The organism is Rhodococcus sp. NBC_00294, from assembly GCF_036163995.1.
Lineage (GTDB): Bacteria > Actinomycetota > Actinomycetes > Mycobacteriales > Mycobacteriaceae > Rhodococcoides.
On sequence record NZ_CP108043.1, the window covers coordinates 1,844,697 to 1,860,389 of the forward strand.

17 protein-coding genes are annotated in these 15,693 nt (G+C 68.3%); 13 read left to right on the forward strand and 4 right to left on the reverse strand.

Features of this window, described 5'->3' with window-relative positions; translation table 11 throughout:
- The first annotated feature begins 29 nt into the window (after positions 1-29).
- From OHB23_RS08665 to OHB23_RS08675, 3 genes are read left to right on the forward strand one after another with little or no spacing between them, the layout of a single operon-like run.
- The gene (locus OHB23_RS08665) at positions 30-1,415 is read left to right on the forward strand and encodes an acyl-CoA dehydrogenase family protein (protein ID WP_328811312.1); all 1,386 of its coding nucleotides are present in this window, start codon (positions 30-32) and stop codon (positions 1,413-1,415) included.
- A gap of 42 nt (positions 1,416-1,457) precedes the next feature.
- Positions 1,458-1,976 carry a DUF2243 domain-containing protein gene (locus OHB23_RS08670; RefSeq protein WP_328811313.1) on the forward strand — a complete coding sequence of 173 codons (519 nt, stop codon included), beginning with the start codon at positions 1,458-1,460 and terminating at the stop codon, positions 1,974-1,976.
- Positions 1,973-2,761 carry a cytochrome c oxidase assembly protein gene (locus tag OHB23_RS08675; protein WP_328811314.1) on the forward strand — a complete coding sequence of 263 codons (789 nt, stop codon included), beginning with the start codon at positions 1,973-1,975 and terminating at the stop codon, positions 2,759-2,761. The genes OHB23_RS08670 and OHB23_RS08675 overlap by 4 nt, the downstream gene beginning before the upstream one ends.
- Here the strand turns inward: OHB23_RS08675 and OHB23_RS08680 are convergent.
- Positions 2,709-3,623: an alpha/beta hydrolase gene (locus OHB23_RS08680; RefSeq protein WP_328811315.1), complete on the reverse strand. Its 915-nt coding sequence runs from the start codon at positions 3,621-3,623 to the stop codon at positions 2,709-2,711. The genes OHB23_RS08675 and OHB23_RS08680 overlap by 53 nt on opposite strands.
- A 72-nt stretch (positions 3,624-3,695) precedes the next feature.
- On the opposite strand from OHB23_RS08680, the gene OHB23_RS08685 reads away from it, so the two are divergent.
- Positions 3,696-4,226, forward strand: a complete 531-nt coding sequence (locus OHB23_RS08685; protein WP_328811316.1) for a TetR/AcrR family transcriptional regulator — start codon at positions 3,696-3,698, stop codon at positions 4,224-4,226.
- Positions 4,227-4,327: 101 nt separating this feature from the next.
- The gene (locus OHB23_RS08690; RefSeq protein ID WP_222630602.1) at positions 4,328-4,729 is read left to right on the forward strand and encodes a (R)-mandelonitrile lyase; all 402 of its coding nucleotides are present in this window, start codon (positions 4,328-4,330) and stop codon (positions 4,727-4,729) included.
- A 3-nt stretch (positions 4,730-4,732) separates the two neighbouring features.
- Here the strand turns inward: OHB23_RS08690 and OHB23_RS08695 are convergent, their stop codons facing one another.
- Entirely contained in the window at positions 4,733-5,740 is a 1,008-nt protein-coding gene (locus OHB23_RS08695) for an alpha/beta hydrolase (protein ID WP_328811318.1), read from the reverse strand.
- A gap of 48 nt (positions 5,741-5,788) precedes the next feature.
- Between OHB23_RS08695 and OHB23_RS08700 the strand changes: the two genes are divergently transcribed.
- The 6 genes from OHB23_RS08700 (at position 5,789) to OHB23_RS08725 (ending at position 12,313) form a co-directional block, all read left to right on the forward strand.
- Positions 5,789-6,634, forward strand: a complete 846-nt coding sequence (locus OHB23_RS08700) for a tryptophan 2,3-dioxygenase (protein ID WP_328811319.1) — start codon at positions 5,789-5,791, stop codon at positions 6,632-6,634.
- Positions 6,631-7,836, forward strand: coding sequence for a kynureninase (gene kynU, locus OHB23_RS08705; RefSeq protein ID WP_328811320.1), 1,206 nt, complete (start codon positions 6,631-6,633; stop codon positions 7,834-7,836). Before OHB23_RS08700 ends, kynU begins: the two co-directional genes overlap by 4 nt.
- 94 nt (positions 7,837-7,930) lie before the next feature.
- The gene (locus OHB23_RS08710) at positions 7,931-8,563 is read left to right on the forward strand and encodes a response regulator (protein ID WP_222632922.1); all 633 of its coding nucleotides are present in this window, start codon (positions 7,931-7,933) and stop codon (positions 8,561-8,563) included.
- Complete coding sequence (locus OHB23_RS08715) at positions 8,560-9,738, forward strand: sensor histidine kinase (protein WP_222632921.1); 1,179 nt, start codon at positions 8,560-8,562, stop codon at positions 9,736-9,738. Before OHB23_RS08710 ends, OHB23_RS08715 begins: the two co-directional genes overlap by 4 nt.
- A complete protein-coding gene (locus OHB23_RS08720; RefSeq protein WP_328811321.1) occupies positions 9,735-10,751 on the forward strand; it encodes a hypothetical protein in 1,017 nt (338 codons plus the stop codon). The genes OHB23_RS08715 and OHB23_RS08720 overlap by 4 nt, the downstream gene beginning before the upstream one ends.
- Positions 10,752-10,792: 41 nt before the next feature.
- Entirely contained in the window at positions 10,793-12,313 is a 1,521-nt protein-coding gene (locus tag OHB23_RS08725; protein ID WP_328811322.1) for an alkaline phosphatase D family protein, read from the forward strand.
- 4 nt (positions 12,314-12,317) lie between these two features.
- On the opposite strand, the gene OHB23_RS08730 is transcribed toward OHB23_RS08725, so the two are convergent.
- A complete protein-coding gene (locus OHB23_RS08730) occupies positions 12,318-13,010 on the reverse strand; it encodes a TerD family protein (protein WP_328811323.1) in 693 nt (230 codons plus the stop codon).
- Positions 13,011-13,251: 241 nt separating this feature from the next.
- Here OHB23_RS08730 and OHB23_RS08735 point away from each other — a divergent pair, with 241 nt between their 5' ends.
- Positions 13,252-13,701 (forward strand): Hsp20/alpha crystallin family protein, encoded by a 450-nt coding sequence (locus OHB23_RS08735; RefSeq protein ID WP_027504782.1) that lies wholly within the window; start codon positions 13,252-13,254, stop codon positions 13,699-13,701.
- A gap of 101 nt (positions 13,702-13,802) precedes the next feature.
- Positions 13,803-14,678 (forward strand): SCO6745 family protein, encoded by an 876-nt coding sequence (locus tag OHB23_RS08740; protein WP_222639013.1) that lies wholly within the window; start codon positions 13,803-13,805, stop codon positions 14,676-14,678.
- 1 nt (position 14,679) lies between these two features.
- Here the strand turns inward: OHB23_RS08740 and OHB23_RS08745 are convergent, their stop codons facing one another.
- A complete protein-coding gene (locus OHB23_RS08745) occupies positions 14,680-15,672 on the reverse strand; it encodes a sugar-binding transcriptional regulator (RefSeq protein WP_222645645.1) in 993 nt (330 codons plus the stop codon).
- Between the last annotated feature and the right edge of the window lie 21 nt (positions 15,673-15,693).

A 15,693-nucleotide genomic window follows, 5' to 3' on the forward strand; every position in this document is an offset into this window, starting at 1 on the left:
TGCCGAAACAACCGTCCTGGGGGGACATCATGGCTTTCGATCTGACGCTCACACCGGCCCAACACGAGTTGGTCGGTCGTGCTCACGACTTCGCCGCGAACGTGGTGCGACCCGTCGCGCAGCACTACGACAAGGAGCAGGAGTTCCCGTGGCCGGTGCTGCAGGAGGCGGCGCGGGCGGGCTTCTACTCGCCGTTGTTCTACCGCGACCTCATCGGTGACCCGACCGGGCTCTCGCTGCCGGTGTTCATGGAGGAACTGTTCTGGGGTTGTGCGGGAATCGGTCTCGCGGTGGTGATGCCGGCGCTCGCGCTGTCGGCCATCGGTCAGGCGGCGACGCCCGAGCAGATGCTCGAATGGGCACCGCAGTGCTTCGGCACCCCGGACGATCTGAAGTTGGCAGCGCTCGCGATCTCCGAGCCCGAGGGCGGCAGCGACGTTCGCAACCTGCGGACCACCGCGCGGCAGGACGGTGACGACTGGATCATCGACGGCCACAAGATGTGGATCGGCAACGGCGGCATCGCGGACGTGCATGTGGTCAACGCCAATGTGGACCCGGAACTCGGTCACAAGGGCCAGGCCCTGTTCATCGTCCCCGGCGGGACCCCCGGACTGGAACTCGTGCGCAAGCTCGACAAGCTGGGGTGCCGCGCCTCCCACACCGCGGAGCTGAAGTTCAACAGTGTCCGCATTCCCGGTGCCAACCTCCTGGGCGGCCTCGACAAGCTCGAGCACAAGCTGGCCAAGGCGCGCGAAGCGGAGAAGACCGGGATCAGAGGTCGCTCCGCCACTCTCGGAGCGCTCGAGCAGACGCGACCGATGGTGGCCGCTCAGGCCCTCGGAATCGCCCGTGCCTCCTTGGAGTACGCGACGAAGTACGCCAACGAGCGTGAGGCGTTCGGGTCACCGATCATCGACAACCAGGGCATCGCCTTCCCGCTGGCGGATCTCGCGATGCGGATCGACGCGGCGCGCCTGTTGACGTGGCGCGCCAGTTGGATGGCGGCCACGGGTGTCGCCTTCGAGCGCGGCGAGGGGTCGATGGCCAAGCTCGCCGCCACCGAGGTCGCGGTGGCCTCCACCGAGCGGGCGATCCAGACGATGGGCGGGTGGGGCTACATCACCGACCACCCGGTGGAGAAGTGGTACCGCGACGCCAAGCTGTACACCATCTTCGAGGGCACCAGCGAGATCCAGCGCGTCGTGATCAGCAATGCGATCGCGCAGCAGGACGGCGCTCCGCCGCTGCACGTACAGATGGATGCCGAAGGGTCGGCGCTCAACAAGGCGTTCGGCCGCGGAACTGAGACGCGCACCAAGGTGATGGACAAGGCGATGGCGGCGAAGGACAAGGTGCCCGAGCCTGTGCTGCGGGGTGCCATGAAGTTTCTGCAGCCGCCCAGCCGCAAGTAGCCGCGCCGTTTCGAGGCCCTGCCGCCGGGTACCGCCCTGCGCATGGTCACCTCGGAACGTCCGCGACGCGTCTCACCCGATCGCGGCATCACCCTGCCCGGCATCGTCCTCGGTGTCGGGCTGGGCGGTTTCGTGGACGGCATCCTGCTGCACCAGATCCTTCAGTGGCACCACCTGCTGAGCAGTACGGGCGACGACAACATCGGCCTGCAGCCCTATCCCGTCGACACCGTCCACGGCCTCCAAATCAACACGCTGTGGGACGGCGTCTTCCACACGGTCACCTGGCTCGCGGTCCTACTGGGTCTCGGAATGCTGTACTCGCGTGTCACCGGATCGCGCGGGCGGGTGTGGGCGTCGCGAGTGCTGTGGGGATGGGTTCTGGTCGGGTGGGGCCTGTTCAACCTGGTCGAGGGCATCGTCGACCATCACGTCCTCGGCATCCACCACGTTCGCAGCGGTCCGAGTCAACTGTGGTGGGACCTCGGCTTCCTCGCCCTCGGTGTCCTCCTGATCGCCGGCGGCTGGCTCATGCAGCGCAGCACACGTCGATCGCGATGATGCTCGCGCACGACACCCATCACGGCAGCGGTGGTCTCGGACCGGTCGTGATCCTCGTCGTGGTGGCAGCCGCGTATGTCGTTGCGGCGGAGCGCTGCAGGCTTGAGCCGCGGGGATGGAATTCATGGCGCACGGTGAGCTTCCTCGTCGGCATCGGGCTCCTCGTCCTCGCCGTGGTCCCCGCACTGTCGCCCTACCCGGAAGGCGACTTCCGCGGCCACATGCATCAGCACCTGCTTCTCGGCATGTACGCGCCACTGGCTCTGGTACTCGGTGCCCCGATGACGCTGGTGCTGCGCTCGGTGTCGCCGCCGATCGGCCGCGCCATCGGACGTGTCCTGCGCTCGCGGCCGGTGCACGTGATCGCCGACCCGGTCGTCGCGCTGGCCCTGAACCTCGGTGGTCTCGCGCTGCTGTACTTCACCCCGCTCTACGAGGCGACGACACACAGCACGGCGCTGCACCTGCTGGTGCACGTGCACTTCTTCCTGGCGGGGTACCTGTTCGCGTGGGTCGTCGCCGGCCCCGATCCGGCACCGGGCAGGCCGTCAGTACCCGCCCGACTCTGGATACTCGGGGCAGCGATTCTCGGCCATGCCGTCCTGTCGCAGCTCATGTACGCGGGACTCCTCGTGCAGATCCCGGTTCCCGCCGATCAGCGCCAGGGCGCCGGCGAGCTGATGTACTACGGCGGCGACATCGCCGAACTGCTTCTGGCGCTGGCGCTTCTGCTCACCTGGCGACCGGCACGACGTCGCGAAGAAACGCCAGCTGGTCGGCGATGATCCGGGGGAAGAGCGGCTCGACGTAGGGATCGAAGTGACCACCCTCGTACGTCACCACGGTGGCGCGGGGGATCTTTCGTGCGGTGCGCAGCGCGATGTCCGTCGGGGTGATGGCGTCGTTCGTGGCGATCTGGACGAGGGCGGGGCACTGAATGTTCGCGGCCGTCTTCCCCGGCGAGTACAGGCCGATGTGGAGCAGGATGCGGGCGGCGACCGTCTCGGGGTAGTCACCGGTCTGCAGTCCCGACGCCTCGAGAAGGCGGTCACGTCCGACGGCGGCGTCGGGCGAGACCATGGCGGCGAGGGCACCGGGTTCGCCGATCGAGTCGATGTAGCGGGGCTCGCGACCGAGCAGAGCCCGGATCTGGTCCGAGAGGGCTGCCGGTGCGAGACGCAGGGTCTGGCGCAGGCCGGCGGAGCGCACGGCGGCGATGCCGTCCACGTGCGGGACCTGCGCGATGATCGCGGCCAGTCGTTCGCCCGTGCCCGCCAGGGTGAGGACATGGCCCCCGCCGAACGAGGTGCCCCATGCGACGACGCGGTCGGGGTCGACGCCGTCGAGTAGCCGGGCGAAGGCCAGCGCGTTGCGCCAGTCCTCGAGCTGCCTGCGCACGTCCAGGAGCTGCCGTGGGGTTCCTTCGCTGTCGCCGAAGTGCCGGTAGTCGAACAGCGCGACGACGTAGCCCGCCTGGACGAACTGGTCCGCGTAGGCGGGGAGGCGCAACGCGCGCACCGATCCGAAGCCGTGGGCCATGACGATGATCGGCGCGGAACCGTCGAGCCCGGCAGGTCGGAGGACCGAGATCGCGCAGCGATCGGAACCGGAGTCGAACCACAGGTCGTCGCGAACGGTGTCAGGCATGCGGGCTCCTCTTGATTGACGTTCAAGAGAACGTAGCAGCGTCTTGATCGAGCATCAAGATAGGGTGACCGCATGCCTCGGAACAGACGTCCGCAGGATCGGGAAGAAAAACGGGCCGAGATCGTCGACGCCGCGACGGCCCTGTTCGTCGAGGCCGGATTCGACGGCACCCCGCTGAGCCGGATAGCGCAGAGCGCCGGCGTCACGCCCAACACCATCTACTGGTACTTCTCCGACAAGGACGAACTGCTCGTCGCCGCCCTCACCGAGATCACGGCGACGGCGTTGACGCGCTTCGCGGAGCTGGAGGTGACGTCACCGCAGGAACGGCTGACGTGGGTGGTGACCGAACTCGAGCGCTACCACTGGTTGGTGGACACCGTTCACGCCCGCGCTGCGGTGTCGGCTCCGATCGACGAGTGGCACAACAGTTTCCATGCCATGGCCGATGCGCTGGTCGCGGAGGAACTGCGCCACGTCGGCGTCGCCGAGGAGCGGATCGCCGCGCGGACCAAGGTCGTGGTGTTCGCCGTCGAGGGCATGCTGACGCATCCGCAGAGCGCTGCCGACAAGGCTGCGATCGTCGACGCCCTGTTCACCTAGACGACCGGGGTGCCCTGCCGGGGCGCTCCTCGGCAGGGACTTCCCCCGTGGACGGCACCGCGAATGCTGGACACCAGCACCACCGACGAGAGGAACCGCGCATGCAGATCACCCGAAGCTCGATCGCGACCACCAAGGGTCCGGCCGACTGGTTCACCGGCGACGTCTACATCGACGCCGTTGCCGCAGCTCCGACCCCGTCGCGGGTCTCGGCCAACCTGGTCCACTTCATGCCGGGGGCGCGTACGCACTGGCACCGCCACTCGCTGAGTCAGACGGTGTTCGTCACCGAGGGCGTCGGTCTGTGCCAGCGGCAGGGTGGGCCGGTCGAGGTCATCCGTCCCGGCGACCGCGTGCTGTTCGAGGCCGACGAGGTGCACTGGCACGGCGCCGCACCGGATCGCCTGATGGTGCATCTCGCCATCAACGAGGGCGACGACGAGCACGACGTCGTCGTGTGGATGGACCCCGTCACCGACGCGGAGTACACCGCGCACGAGTGACGATCAGCGGGGGAGACGTCCCTCGATCCGCTCCACGATGGCAGGCCAGATCTCCGACCGCGGGTCGACGACACTGAAGTGGTCTCCGGGGCCTTCGACAAGCGTGACATCGTCACCTGCGGCCGATGCTGCGGTGACGTACTCGCGGCCGATGTCGTTCAGGTTCGGATCGTCCGATGCCGCGACCACGACGATCTGCGGAACCCCGAGTGGCAGTCGCGCTCGGGGGGACGACTCCGCGTGAGCATCCTTGTACCGCGAGCCCAGGGCGGCGCGCACCGCGCCGTCACCCAGGCCGCGGTCGTCGGCGATCTTCAGGTCGAGGACTCCGGCGAGGCTCACGGCCAGTGCGGGACGGGCATCGGCGGCCCAGCGCAGCGCGAGCTGACCTCCTGCCGAATGGCCGAGGACGGCCTGCGCACCAGCGTGCTTCAGGGCCGCGGCGACATCCGCCGCCGTCGTCTCCCACCCGTGCTCGTCGGGTGTGCGGTACTCGACATTCCAGGTGGTGTAGCCGCGGTCGGCGAGATCGATGGCCGCGGCGTCGAGCGAGTCGAGTCGCCACGGTGCCCGCCAATAACCGCCGTGGATCAGGGCGACGACCGGCCCGCTCGTCCCCCGCACTTCGGCGAACTGTTCGGAGTGCTCCCCGTACGACTCGACGGTGGCCGGGTGCAGTCGGTGATGGTGGATTCTGTCCACTGCGTAGCGGAGCCCGCCGAGCCCTCGGCCACGGATGTGCGAGTGCAACCCTGGCGACAGGTCCGTCGCAACGTAGCCGTAGTCGACACGCACCACACACCGGTCGCTCGCCTGCGTGTCGACGCGTCCGCCCGGGGCCGGGACCACGATCACGTCACCGGATGCCACGGAGACGTCGTCCGACACGTGGACCTCGCCGGTGGCGCCGCGCGCAGCGAGCGCGGACTGCACCAGGTCGGTCACCGTGCCGAGGTCTCGAACAACGTCCGGGTGCAGGACGATGTCGATTCGTTCCGAGGACTCGCTCATCCCTCGAATCTACGTCCTAGGCTCGGGGGAATCGACGGAAGAGGAGCAATGGACGAGCGCGCCATCGAGAAGGACATCGTCACCGATTTCCGCGAGCGGATGAGTTACGGGGCGTACCTCGATCTCGACACTCTGCTCAGCGCGCAGAAGCCGGTGAGTGTCCCGGAGCATCACGACGAGTTGCTGTTCATCATCCAGCACCAGACCACCGAGCTGTGGTTCAAGCTCGTGCTGCACGAACTGCTCGCCGCACGCGACGCGTTCGACGCAGACGACCTCGGGTTCGCGCTGAAGTGTGTCGCTCGGGTCAAACACATCCAGAAGACGCTGACCGAACAGTGGTCGGTGCTCGCGACACTCACGCCCACCGAGTACGCGCAGTTCCGCGGGTTCCTGGGAAACTCGTCGGGGTTCCAGTCCGCGCAGTACCGCGCGGTGGAGTTCGTGCTGGGCAACAAGAACGCGGCGATGCTGACGGTGTTCGAATCCGACTCGGTGGCAACCGAACTGCTGACGCGGGTGCACCGCGAGCCGAGTGTGTACGACGCCCTGTGGCGGTGCCTGGCCCGCGCAGGACTCGACGTTCCGGAGAGTGCGCTGCGGCGCGACGTCACCGCGCCGTACGCGCGCAACGACGATCTGATGCCACCGATCACGCACGTCTACGAGAACCCGACCGAGAACTGGGCCGCGTACGAGGCGTTCGAGGAATTCGTCGACCTGGAGGAGAACTTTCAGCTCTGGCGGTTCCGGCACATGCGCACAGTGCTCCGTACGATCGGGCACAAGAGCGGTACCGGAGGCTCCAGTGGTGTCGGCTTCCTCCAGCGTGCCCTCGAGTTGACGTTCTTCCCCGAGTTGTTCGCCGCCCGCACCGAGATCGGACAGCCATGAACGCAGCAGACCTCGACGCACGGGACCCCCTGCGCGACTACCGCTCTCGCTTCCACACCGACGACGCCGATCCCGTCGTGTCCTATCTCGACGGCAATTCGCTCGGTCGGCCCACGACGGCGAGCATCGAGCGTGTCTCGACGTTCATGGCGCAGGCCTGGGGTGGCCGGCTGATCCGCGGGTGGGACGAGGAATGGTTCGAGCTGCCCATCACGTTGGGCGACACGCTCGGTCGAGTGGCCCTGGGAGCAGCACCCGGGCAGACCGTCATCGGTGACTCCACCACCGTCCTGCTCTACAAGATCGCGCGCGGGGCGGCGGCGCTGAGGCCGGGCCGGACCGAGATCGTGCTCGATCGCGACAACTTTCCGACCGATCGCTACGTCCTTGAGTCCATCGCGTCCGAGCTCGGCCTGACGCTGATGTGGATCGACTCGGACCGGCGGTCGGGCGTAGGGACTGCGGACATCGCCGATGTCGTCACCGAGCGAACAGCTTTCGTGCTTCTCAGTCATGTCGCCTACCGCTCGGGCTTTCTCGCGGACGCGTCCGCGGCGGCCCGTGTCGCGCACGACGTCGGCGCCCTGGTGGTGCTCGACCTGTCGCACTCGGTGGGATCCGTGCCGCTCCGTCTCGACGAGTGGGGTGTCGATCTCGCCGTCGGCTGCACCTACAAGTACCTGAACGGTGGTCCCGGCTCGCCCGCGTTCGCATACGTCCGCGCGGAGCATCTGCCCGAGTTTCGGCAGCCCGTATGGGGATGGATGGGGCGTGCCGACGCCTTCGCCATGGAGCAGGGATACGTCCCGGCCGAGGGCGTGCGACGCGTCATCAGCGGCACCCCGCCGGTGCTCGGCATGATCGCGATGCAGGACACGCTCGCCATGATCGGCGAGGTCGGCATGGACGCGATCCGCGCGAAGTCGGTCGCTCTCACCGAGTACGCGCTCGAGCTGGTGCGCTCGGACCTGGTGCCACTGGGCGTGGAGATCGCCTCGCCGGAGAACGCGGACGAGCGCGGGGGACACGTCACGCTCGATCACCCCGATTTCCGCGAGGTCACGGCGCGGCTGTGGAAGCGCGGTGTCATCCCCGACTTCCGGGCCCCGAGCGGCATCAGGCTCGGCCTGAGCCCGCTCAGCACCAGCTTCGAGGAGGTGCGCATCGGCGTTCTCGCGATCGCCGAGGAGCTCCGGCGCTGACACCTGGCACCACAACACGACCGGTCAGATGGTTATGCTCTGACGACTTTGTGGCTGAGGGGGTCCGGTGGGGGTCGAACGTGCGCGTATCGGAATGGTCGATGATCACGAGCTGACCATCCGGGGGTTGCGGGACTCCCTCGCCGATCATCCCGACCTCGACTTCGTCGCGAGCGCCCCCACGGTCGCCGAGCTGTTCGACGCGACCACGGACCTCGATCTGGTGATCCTCGATCTTCGACTGCGTGACGGATCGTCGCCGGTGTCCAACGTCGAGGCCATCCGCGCCCGCGGTCTCGACGTGCTGGTTCTCACCTCGGGCGAGGATCCGTTCCTGGTGCGCTCCGCCGCCCGCGCCGGTGTGCTCGGTGTGGTGCGCAAGTCCCAGCCGATCGACGCGGTGGTGGACGCCGTGCGGAGTGCAGCCCGGGGCGAGATGGTGCCCACCATCGACTGGGCGGCGGCCATCGACGGGGATCCCGACCTCGCCGCGGTGGATCTGAGCCCGCAGCATCGACGGCTCCTCACGCTCTACGCGGCCGGGGAGACCGCCACGCGGGTCGCGTCGACCATGGGCATCTCACCCGAGACGGTGAACGACTATCTCGGCCGCATTCGGCTCAAGTACGCCGACGCCGGCAGGCCCGCCCCGACCAAGACCGACCTCTACAAACGGGCACTGGAGGACGGGTGGTTGCCGTTTCCTCGTCGACGCAGGAAGTCGTGACGACGGCGGAGCGCAGCGCGGCCGATCAGATCCTCACGATGTTCGGCCGCTTCATCGGCGTGGGCTACGTCTTCTACCTGCTCGTGTCGATTCCGCTCATCCGCGATCTGGAGGGGGTGTCGGCGTCCTGGTGGACTCCGGTCGGGCTCGTCCTGTTCTTCGGACCCGGACTGGCGTTGGGCGCCGCGTCGTTCGGCCGGCGGGGTCAGCGTGCGCTCCGGCCACTGGCGGCGGCCTGCGCCGTGGTCTTTCTGCTCGGGTTGCTCACCTGGCCGCTCGGATGGACGGGCGAGACCCTGCCCGACGGGAAGGCTGCCTGGTTCTCCCTCTTCCCTGCCCTGGCCTCTCTAGGGGCTGCGGTGTCGATGAGGCCGCGCTGGGCGTTCCTCCATCTCGCGGTGGCCGTCACGGGTGTCCAACTGGTCAACCACTATCTGCGTGACGCCGGTGACCGGAGTCCGTTGGTGGCAGACATCGTCTACAGCTTCGGCTTCAGCCTCATCTTCGTCGCCGCGTCGATCACGGCGTCGCGCACGGGCTTCCTTCTCGATCGCACCCGCGAGTCCACCTACGCGCAGGCCGCCAGTTCTGCCGCGGTGCAGGCGCGGACGGTCGAACGTCGACGGTTCGACGGGTTGATCCACGACAACGTCATGTCCACGCTCCTCGCCGCATCGCGCGGTCCGATGGATCAGCGTCTCGTCGACCAGGCGAGCGTCGCGTTGGCGGAGCTCGACACGTTGCGACGGGACGCGCTGCCGGTCTCGGACTTCGAGGTGCAGGACGTGGTCGCGCACCTTCGTGCCGCGGCCGCGGCAGTGGACGCATCGGCGACACTGAGCTTCCGGTTCGAGGCCGATGCGGCGGAACGGACGGTGCCGGCCGAGACCGTCCGCACCGTGGGCGCCGCCATGGCCGAGGCGATGCGGAACAGCCTGCGGCACGCGGGCCCCGATGCCCACCGGTCGGTCGTGGCTGCGCTCTCCCCACTCGGACTCCGGGTGACGGTGACGGACGACGGCCCCGGCTTCGATCTGTCGTCGATACCGGCACATCGCCTGGGCGTCCGGGTCAGCATTCTCGACCGCATGCACCGGCTTCCGGGCGGCTCCGCCGCGCTCCACACCGCGGTGGGTCGGGGCACCGTCGTCGAACTGCGGTGGGAGGCACAGTGAGCAGAACGAACGATGTCACGACTCTGCTGGGCATGCACACGCGTGCAGCCTTCGTGGTGGTCGCCTTCAACGTCGCCGGTGTCGTTCTGGCCGCCGCCTCGACACTCGAGGGCGTCAGCGAGCCGGCGCTCGTCGCGGTGGCGGTCGTCCTGCATGCCGTGTCCGTAGCGGCACTCCTCCGCGTCCCGGGCGATCCGATCCCCTTCGGCGCGACGGCAGCCGTCACGCTCACCGGCCCGCTGTCGTGTGCGATCGTCCTCGCCGCGCTTCCGGTGCCGATCGGGAACCCTCTGCAGATGTGGCCGATCGGGACGGCGGCCGGGATCTACACCTTCCTCTGTGTCCGTGGGCGCACGTGGTGGGCGTGGGCCGGGTTCCTCGGCATCTTCGTCGTCACGCTCGTCTGGTGCCTGCTGACCGAGCAGAGCGCGGTCGACGCCGTGCTGTACGTGCTGCCCAGCGGCGCGCTGGTGTTGATGGGCACGTTCTTCGCGTTCGCGCTGCGCTCGCCCGTCACGGACATCTTCCGGTTACGGGAGGAGTCCACGAGACAGGCAGCGGAGGAAGCCGCGGCCGCCGCGGCACTGCACGAGCGGGACCTTCAACTGACCCGGCTCGACGAGCTGGCCCGCCCCCTCCTCACCAGGATCGCCTCGGGCGAGCCGCTGTCCGACGACGAGCGACTGTCCTGCCGTCTTCTCGAGTTCCATCTGCGGGACACCCTGCGTGCCGCCGGACTGGCCGACTCCGAGGTGAGCAGTGCGGCGCGGGCAGCGCGGAGTCGGGGAGTCGACGTGGTCCTGCTCGACGACCGCGGCGCGGACGTGACCGGCGTGGTCGATCGCGACATCGTGACCTCGGTGATCACCGCCCTCGAGAGCGACTCCACCAGCGCGGTGACGGTGCGTCTTCTTCCGCAGGACCGGGACTCGGCGGCGTCCATCCTGGTCACAGGAGCGGACGGAACGCACCGGGCCGAGTTCGACCGATCGGGCACCCGGCTGTCCTCCTGAGAGTCACGCCCCGTTCAAGTCCGTGCGGCACGGTGCGGAGCATGCAGATGTCGCGACGCTCCCTGTTCCGCTACGCCGCGCTCGGTGCCGCGGCCACGCCGTTGCTCGCCTGCAGCACCGGGCCCACCCTGGTGCGGGCGCGCCCGTCGCTGACCCACGGCGTCGCGAGCGGCGACGTCCGTGCCGATGGTGCGCTCGTCTGGGCACGGTCGGACACGCCCGCGACGATGATCGTCGACACGTCGGCCACCGACGCGTTCTCCTCCGTCACGACGACGCGGGGACCTCTCCTCACACCGCAGTCCGACGGTACCGGCGTGCTGCGCCTCACGGGTCTGCCGGCGGGACAGCGAGTGCACTACCGCGTGACGCTGGAAGGCGAGGACGGCGCCACGTCGGAGCCCGTCACCGGGGTGTTCTCCACGGCTCCCGACGGGCCGTCGAACATTCGCCTCCTGTGGGGCGGCGACACGGCGGGCCAGGGTTACGGGATCAACCCCGACATCGGCGGCATGACCATCTTCGGAGCGATGGCCGATCGGGAACCGGACCTGTTCCTGCACAGCGGCGACGTCATCTATGCCGACGGTCCGCTCGAGGAGAGTGTCACGTTGCCCGACGGCCGGGTGTGGCGGAACACGATGTCCGAGGCCAAGTCCAAGGTCGCGGAGACTCTCGACGAGTATCGCGGGCAGTACGCGTACAACCTCACCGACGACAACTACCGGCGCTTCAATTCCTCGGTCGCGCAGGTGGTGCAGTGGGACGATCACGAGACCGTCAACAACTGGTATCCCGGTGAGATTCTCGACCTCGAGCAGTACACCGTGAAAGATGTGAACCTGTTGTCGCAGCGGGCCTTGCAGGCATTTCACGAGTGGCTCCCGGTCGTTCCCGCCGAGGCCGTCGACGGGCGGGTGTACCGGAAGATCGCCTACGGTCCGCTGCTCGACGTCTTCGTCCTGGACATGCGGAGCTACAAGGATGCGAACAGTGCCAACACCGCCCCGACCGGGGAGATTCTCGGAGATGCACAGCGGCGGTGGCTGATCGACGAGCTGTCGCGCTCGAAGGCCACGTGGAAGATCATCGCCAACGACCTCCCGCTGGGACTGGTGGTGCCGGACGGGAAGACGGCGCAGGAGGGCGTCGGCAACGGTGACCCCGGTGCCCCGCTCGGCCGGGAGACCGACATTGCGCAGGTACTCACCGCGATCGACCGGAACGACGTCACCGGCACCGTGTGGCTCACCGCCGACGTGCATTACACGGCGGCGCATCGGTATTCACCCGAGCGCGCCGCCTACCAGGAGTTCCGTGAATTCTGGGAGTTCGTCAGCGGGCCCCTCAACGCGGGTGCGTTCGGGCCGAACGACCTCGATCCCACCTTCGGCCCGGAGGCTGTGTTCGTGCACGCACCGCCGGAGCCGAACGCCTCACCACTCGATACCTTCCAGCACTTCGGTGAGGTGCTGATCGACGAGGACTCGCGGTCGCTGACGGTGAACCTGTGCGACGGTACCGGGGCGGTTCTCTTCACACAGGTGCTGCCGGTGCCCTGACCGGCTACTTGCGCCCGGCCGCCCAGCGCATGCCCCAGCCGTACTTCTTGTCCAGGTCCGCCTGGCTGCCCTGGATGTACTCGACCTCGCGCGTGACCGTGATGCTCTGGCCGGTGTTCTGGATCAGCGCGATGGAGCAGATGCGGGCGGAGTTGTTGTCGGAGTCCAGACGCACCTCCACCTGCGGGCCGCTGGTGGGGAACAGCGTGACGACGCCGTCGACCGCGGCCCAGTTCGGGGCGCCGTCGTAGATCATCGCGAAGATGAGGATGCGCTTGAAGGCGTCGGGCCGCGCGAGGTTGATGTGCATGTTCTCGCCGCCCGTGACGGATCCGGAGCGGTCGTCGCCGTCGAGCTGGATGAACGGTGCGCTCTCCAGCGCGCCGAAGCTCTTGCCCAGTGCCTGGATGACGCCCTTCGACCCGTCGGCCAGCTCGTACAGGCAGCCGAGGTCGAGGTCGACGCCGCCGGTGCCGTAGGACGCGGCGGCGAGCTTCGCGAGGAAGCCCTTCTTCTTCGGCTCGGGTGCGGCCGCGCCCTGCGACCAGTTGAGGTTGACGCGCATCGCGCCCTGGCTCTCGCCCTTCTTGGCCAGATTCACCGTCGGCGCGGCCTTCGACAGCGTCACCTTGCTCAGATTGACGCCGCCCGCTGCCGGGGCGGGGGTGGACGGCCTTTTGGTGTAGTCGATCGCCATGGGTGGGAGGCCTTTCTTCCGGAAACGGCGGTGTCCGTTTCGCGCACTTCCCTCAGCGTAGTCGCCGTGAGCGGGCCGCACTTACCCTCGACCAGTCCTGCACTGCGAGAGCAACTTCGGCCAGAAAATTTTCTGGAGGGTACTTGGCACTCTCGGGTGGAGAGTGCTAAATTCGGTGTCACGCACAGAGGAGCCGAGCATGACGGGCTCGGTGTCCACGAGATACAGGAGGTGTGTTGCTGTGCTTCGCTTCGATCCTTTCCGTGACCTCGACGCCGTGACCTCGAGCTTGCTGGGAGCCGGGTCGGGCACCGACCGTTCGCCGCGGTTCATGCCGATGGATCTGTACAAGGTCGACGACCATTACGTCCTCGACGCGGATCTCCCCGGTGTGGATCCAGGCTCGATCGACCTCGACGTCGACCGTGGAACCCTCACGGTGACGGCCCACCGTTCGGCACCGAGCGGCGACTCCCGGCAGTGGCTCACCTCGGAGCGCTTCACCGGTACCTACCGTCGCCAGCTCGCGCTGGGTGACGGCATCGACACCGAGCGCATCACCGCGTCGTACGACAACGGTGTTCTCTCCGTGCACATCCCGCTGTCCGAGCGCGCAGCGCCGCGCAAGATCAACATCGCGCAGGCCGAGAACACCGGTGAGCAGACCTCGCTCGAGGCTTCGGCGTCCTGACACCGCATTCCGGACAGCGCTGGGCCCTCTCACCAGGGAGTGTCCAGCGCTGTCGTCGATTCGGGGGTTCCGAGGCACACCCCGCCCAGTAGGTTCGACCCATGACCGACTCCACGGCAGCCGCCCATGCCCGCGCCGCGTACCGCACGTTCGAGCCCTTCCACATCTCGGCGTACTTCAATCCCGAACTCGGAGCGGCGGGCCGGGACACGGGTCTCGACGGACACGCCTGGTACGTGGGCTCGCGCGCCGAGCCGATGGGGCCCTGTGCCGCCGGGGTGGTCGCCGCCGCGTTCTACAGCTTCAACACAACGCTGATCGAGCGCTCCTGGCCCGCGGCGATCGCCGCGGGCCTCGACACCGTGGCTCGGCGCCGATGGGACGCCCTGGACACCGTCCTCGGAGGTGCGCTGGGTGAGTCGGTGTCCGACCCGGGCCTCACGTCGCTGGCCGACCGCCTGCACGGCATCGGCGACACGCTCACCTTCGCCGGCCGCCCACTGTCCGCAGCGTGGCATCAGTCGTCGGCGCCCGACGTCCCGCACCTGCAGTTGTGGCACGCCATCGCGGTTCTGCGGGAATGGCGCGGCGACGGCCACCTCGCGGCTCTCCTCGACGCAGACCTCGATCCGACGGAGGCCGGTGTCTTCCACGAGGCCCAGCACCCCGAGCCCGGTGCTCGTCGGGTGCTCGGGCGTCGCATCACCCAGCTGACGCGCGAGTGGTCGGACGAGCAGTGGGACTCGGCGGCCGAGCGTCTCGCCGCGCGCGGTCTCGTCACGACAGCCGACGGCGTCGAGACTCTGACGGACGACGGTGTCGCACTCGACCGCCACATCGAGGACCGCACCGATGCGATGGCAGCCGCCGCGTGGCGCGGTGTCGACGACGCGGAGGAGCTCATCTCCTCCGCGCGCCCCTACGTCAAGGCAGTCATCTCCGCGGGCATCCTGCCGGGAACGAAGAAGAAGGGCTGACCTACGCCTGCAGCAGGGTCGCCGCGCTGAGGTCGTCGATCACGAGATCGGTGACGATCTTTCCCGCGAGGGCCGCTCGCAGCGCGGTGAGCTTGTACTCGCCGGCGACGATGCACACGCGTCGCGGCACGGCTTTGAGTCGGTCCAGGCGTGGGCCGCTTGCACGTTCGTTCAGCGCGATGCGGTCGTAGCTGCCGTCGGAGCGGAGGAAGACGGTGGCGATGTCGCCGACGACGCCGTCCCGGTCGAGTTCCTCGAGATCCGACTTCTCCAGGTAACCCGCGCTGTAGACGTGGCTCGGCACGGCGCCGCCGTGCACGCCGATGCTGAACACGGCGAGGTCCATCCGGTCCTGCAGGTCGAGCACGCGTTTGATGCTGCGTTCGCGCCACAGCATCTGCCGAGTCTCCGGGTAGTCGAAGAACGCGGGAACCGGAAAGCCCTGGGGGAGAGCGCCGTACGCGTCGGCGACAGTGCGGACGATGTCCGTCGCGTAGGACACTCCGGTGGTGCGCGTGTTGGCTGCGCCGTTGAGTTGAACCACGTGCGAGTTGTGGGTGCGCTTCGGGGCGAGGTGTCGACTGACCGCGCTCACCGTCGTGCCCCACGCGACGCCCATGACCATGTCGGAGGCGAAGAACGTCGTCAGCAGGCGGCCCGCGAACATGGCGACCCGGTCCAGGCGATCGACGTCGCTGACGGTCTCCGGAACAGGCACGACGTGGGCACGGACGCCGTACCGATCGGCGAAGGCACGCTCGAGCCCGGGTGCCTGGCCGAGAGCGGTGCTGATCTTGATCTCCACGAGTCCCGACGTGCGGGCGAAGGTGATCAGCCGCGACACCGTGCTGCGGGAGACGCCCATCTCGCGGCCGATCGCGGCCATCGTCAAGTCCTGGAAGTAGTAGAGCCGCGCCGCCTGCACCGCGTCGATCGTGCGCGGATCCGTCGCGTCGGGGAGCAGGGGTTCCCCATAGATCTGCAGCTCCGACATGAGCCCACGCTAAACCACATC

Excerpts from the sequence above, each read along its gene's own strand:
- OHB23_RS08675 (WP_328811314.1), top strand. The coding sequence starts at position 1,973 with ATGATGCTCGCGCACGACACCCATCACGGCAGCGGTGGTCTCGGACCG.
- OHB23_RS08745 (WP_222645645.1), bottom strand. The coding sequence starts at position 15,672 with ATGTCGGAGCTGCAGATCTATGGGGAACCCCTGCTCCCCGACGCGACG.
- kynU (WP_328811320.1), top strand. The coding sequence starts at position 6,631 with ATGAACGCAGCAGACCTCGACGCACGGGACCCCCTGCGCGACTACCGC.
- OHB23_RS08690 (WP_222630602.1), top strand. The coding sequence starts at position 4,328 with ATGCAGATCACCCGAAGCTCGATCGCGACCACCAAGGGTCCGGCCGAC.
- OHB23_RS08710 (WP_222632922.1), top strand. The coding sequence starts at position 7,931 with ATGGTCGATGATCACGAGCTGACCATCCGGGGGTTGCGGGACTCCCTC.
- OHB23_RS08665 (WP_328811312.1), top strand. The coding sequence starts at position 30 with ATGGCTTTCGATCTGACGCTCACACCGGCCCAACACGAGTTGGTCGGT.
- OHB23_RS08685 (WP_328811316.1), top strand. The coding sequence starts at position 3,696 with ATGCCTCGGAACAGACGTCCGCAGGATCGGGAAGAAAAACGGGCCGAG.
- OHB23_RS08740 (WP_222639013.1), top strand. The coding sequence starts at position 13,803 with ATGACCGACTCCACGGCAGCCGCCCATGCCCGCGCCGCGTACCGCACG.
- OHB23_RS08700 (WP_328811319.1), top strand. The coding sequence starts at position 5,789 with ATGGACGAGCGCGCCATCGAGAAGGACATCGTCACCGATTTCCGCGAG.
- OHB23_RS08695 (WP_328811318.1), bottom strand. The coding sequence starts at position 5,740 with ATGAGCGAGTCCTCGGAACGAATCGACATCGTCCTGCACCCGGACGTT.
- OHB23_RS08680 (WP_328811315.1), bottom strand. The coding sequence starts at position 3,623 with ATGCCTGACACCGTTCGCGACGACCTGTGGTTCGACTCCGGTTCCGAT.
- OHB23_RS08670 (WP_328811313.1), top strand. The coding sequence starts at position 1,458 with ATGGTCACCTCGGAACGTCCGCGACGCGTCTCACCCGATCGCGGCATC.
- OHB23_RS08725 (WP_328811322.1), top strand. The coding sequence starts at position 10,793 with ATGCAGATGTCGCGACGCTCCCTGTTCCGCTACGCCGCGCTCGGTGCC.
- OHB23_RS08730 (WP_328811323.1), bottom strand. The coding sequence starts at position 13,010 with ATGGCGATCGACTACACCAAAAGGCCGTCCACCCCCGCCCCGGCAGCG.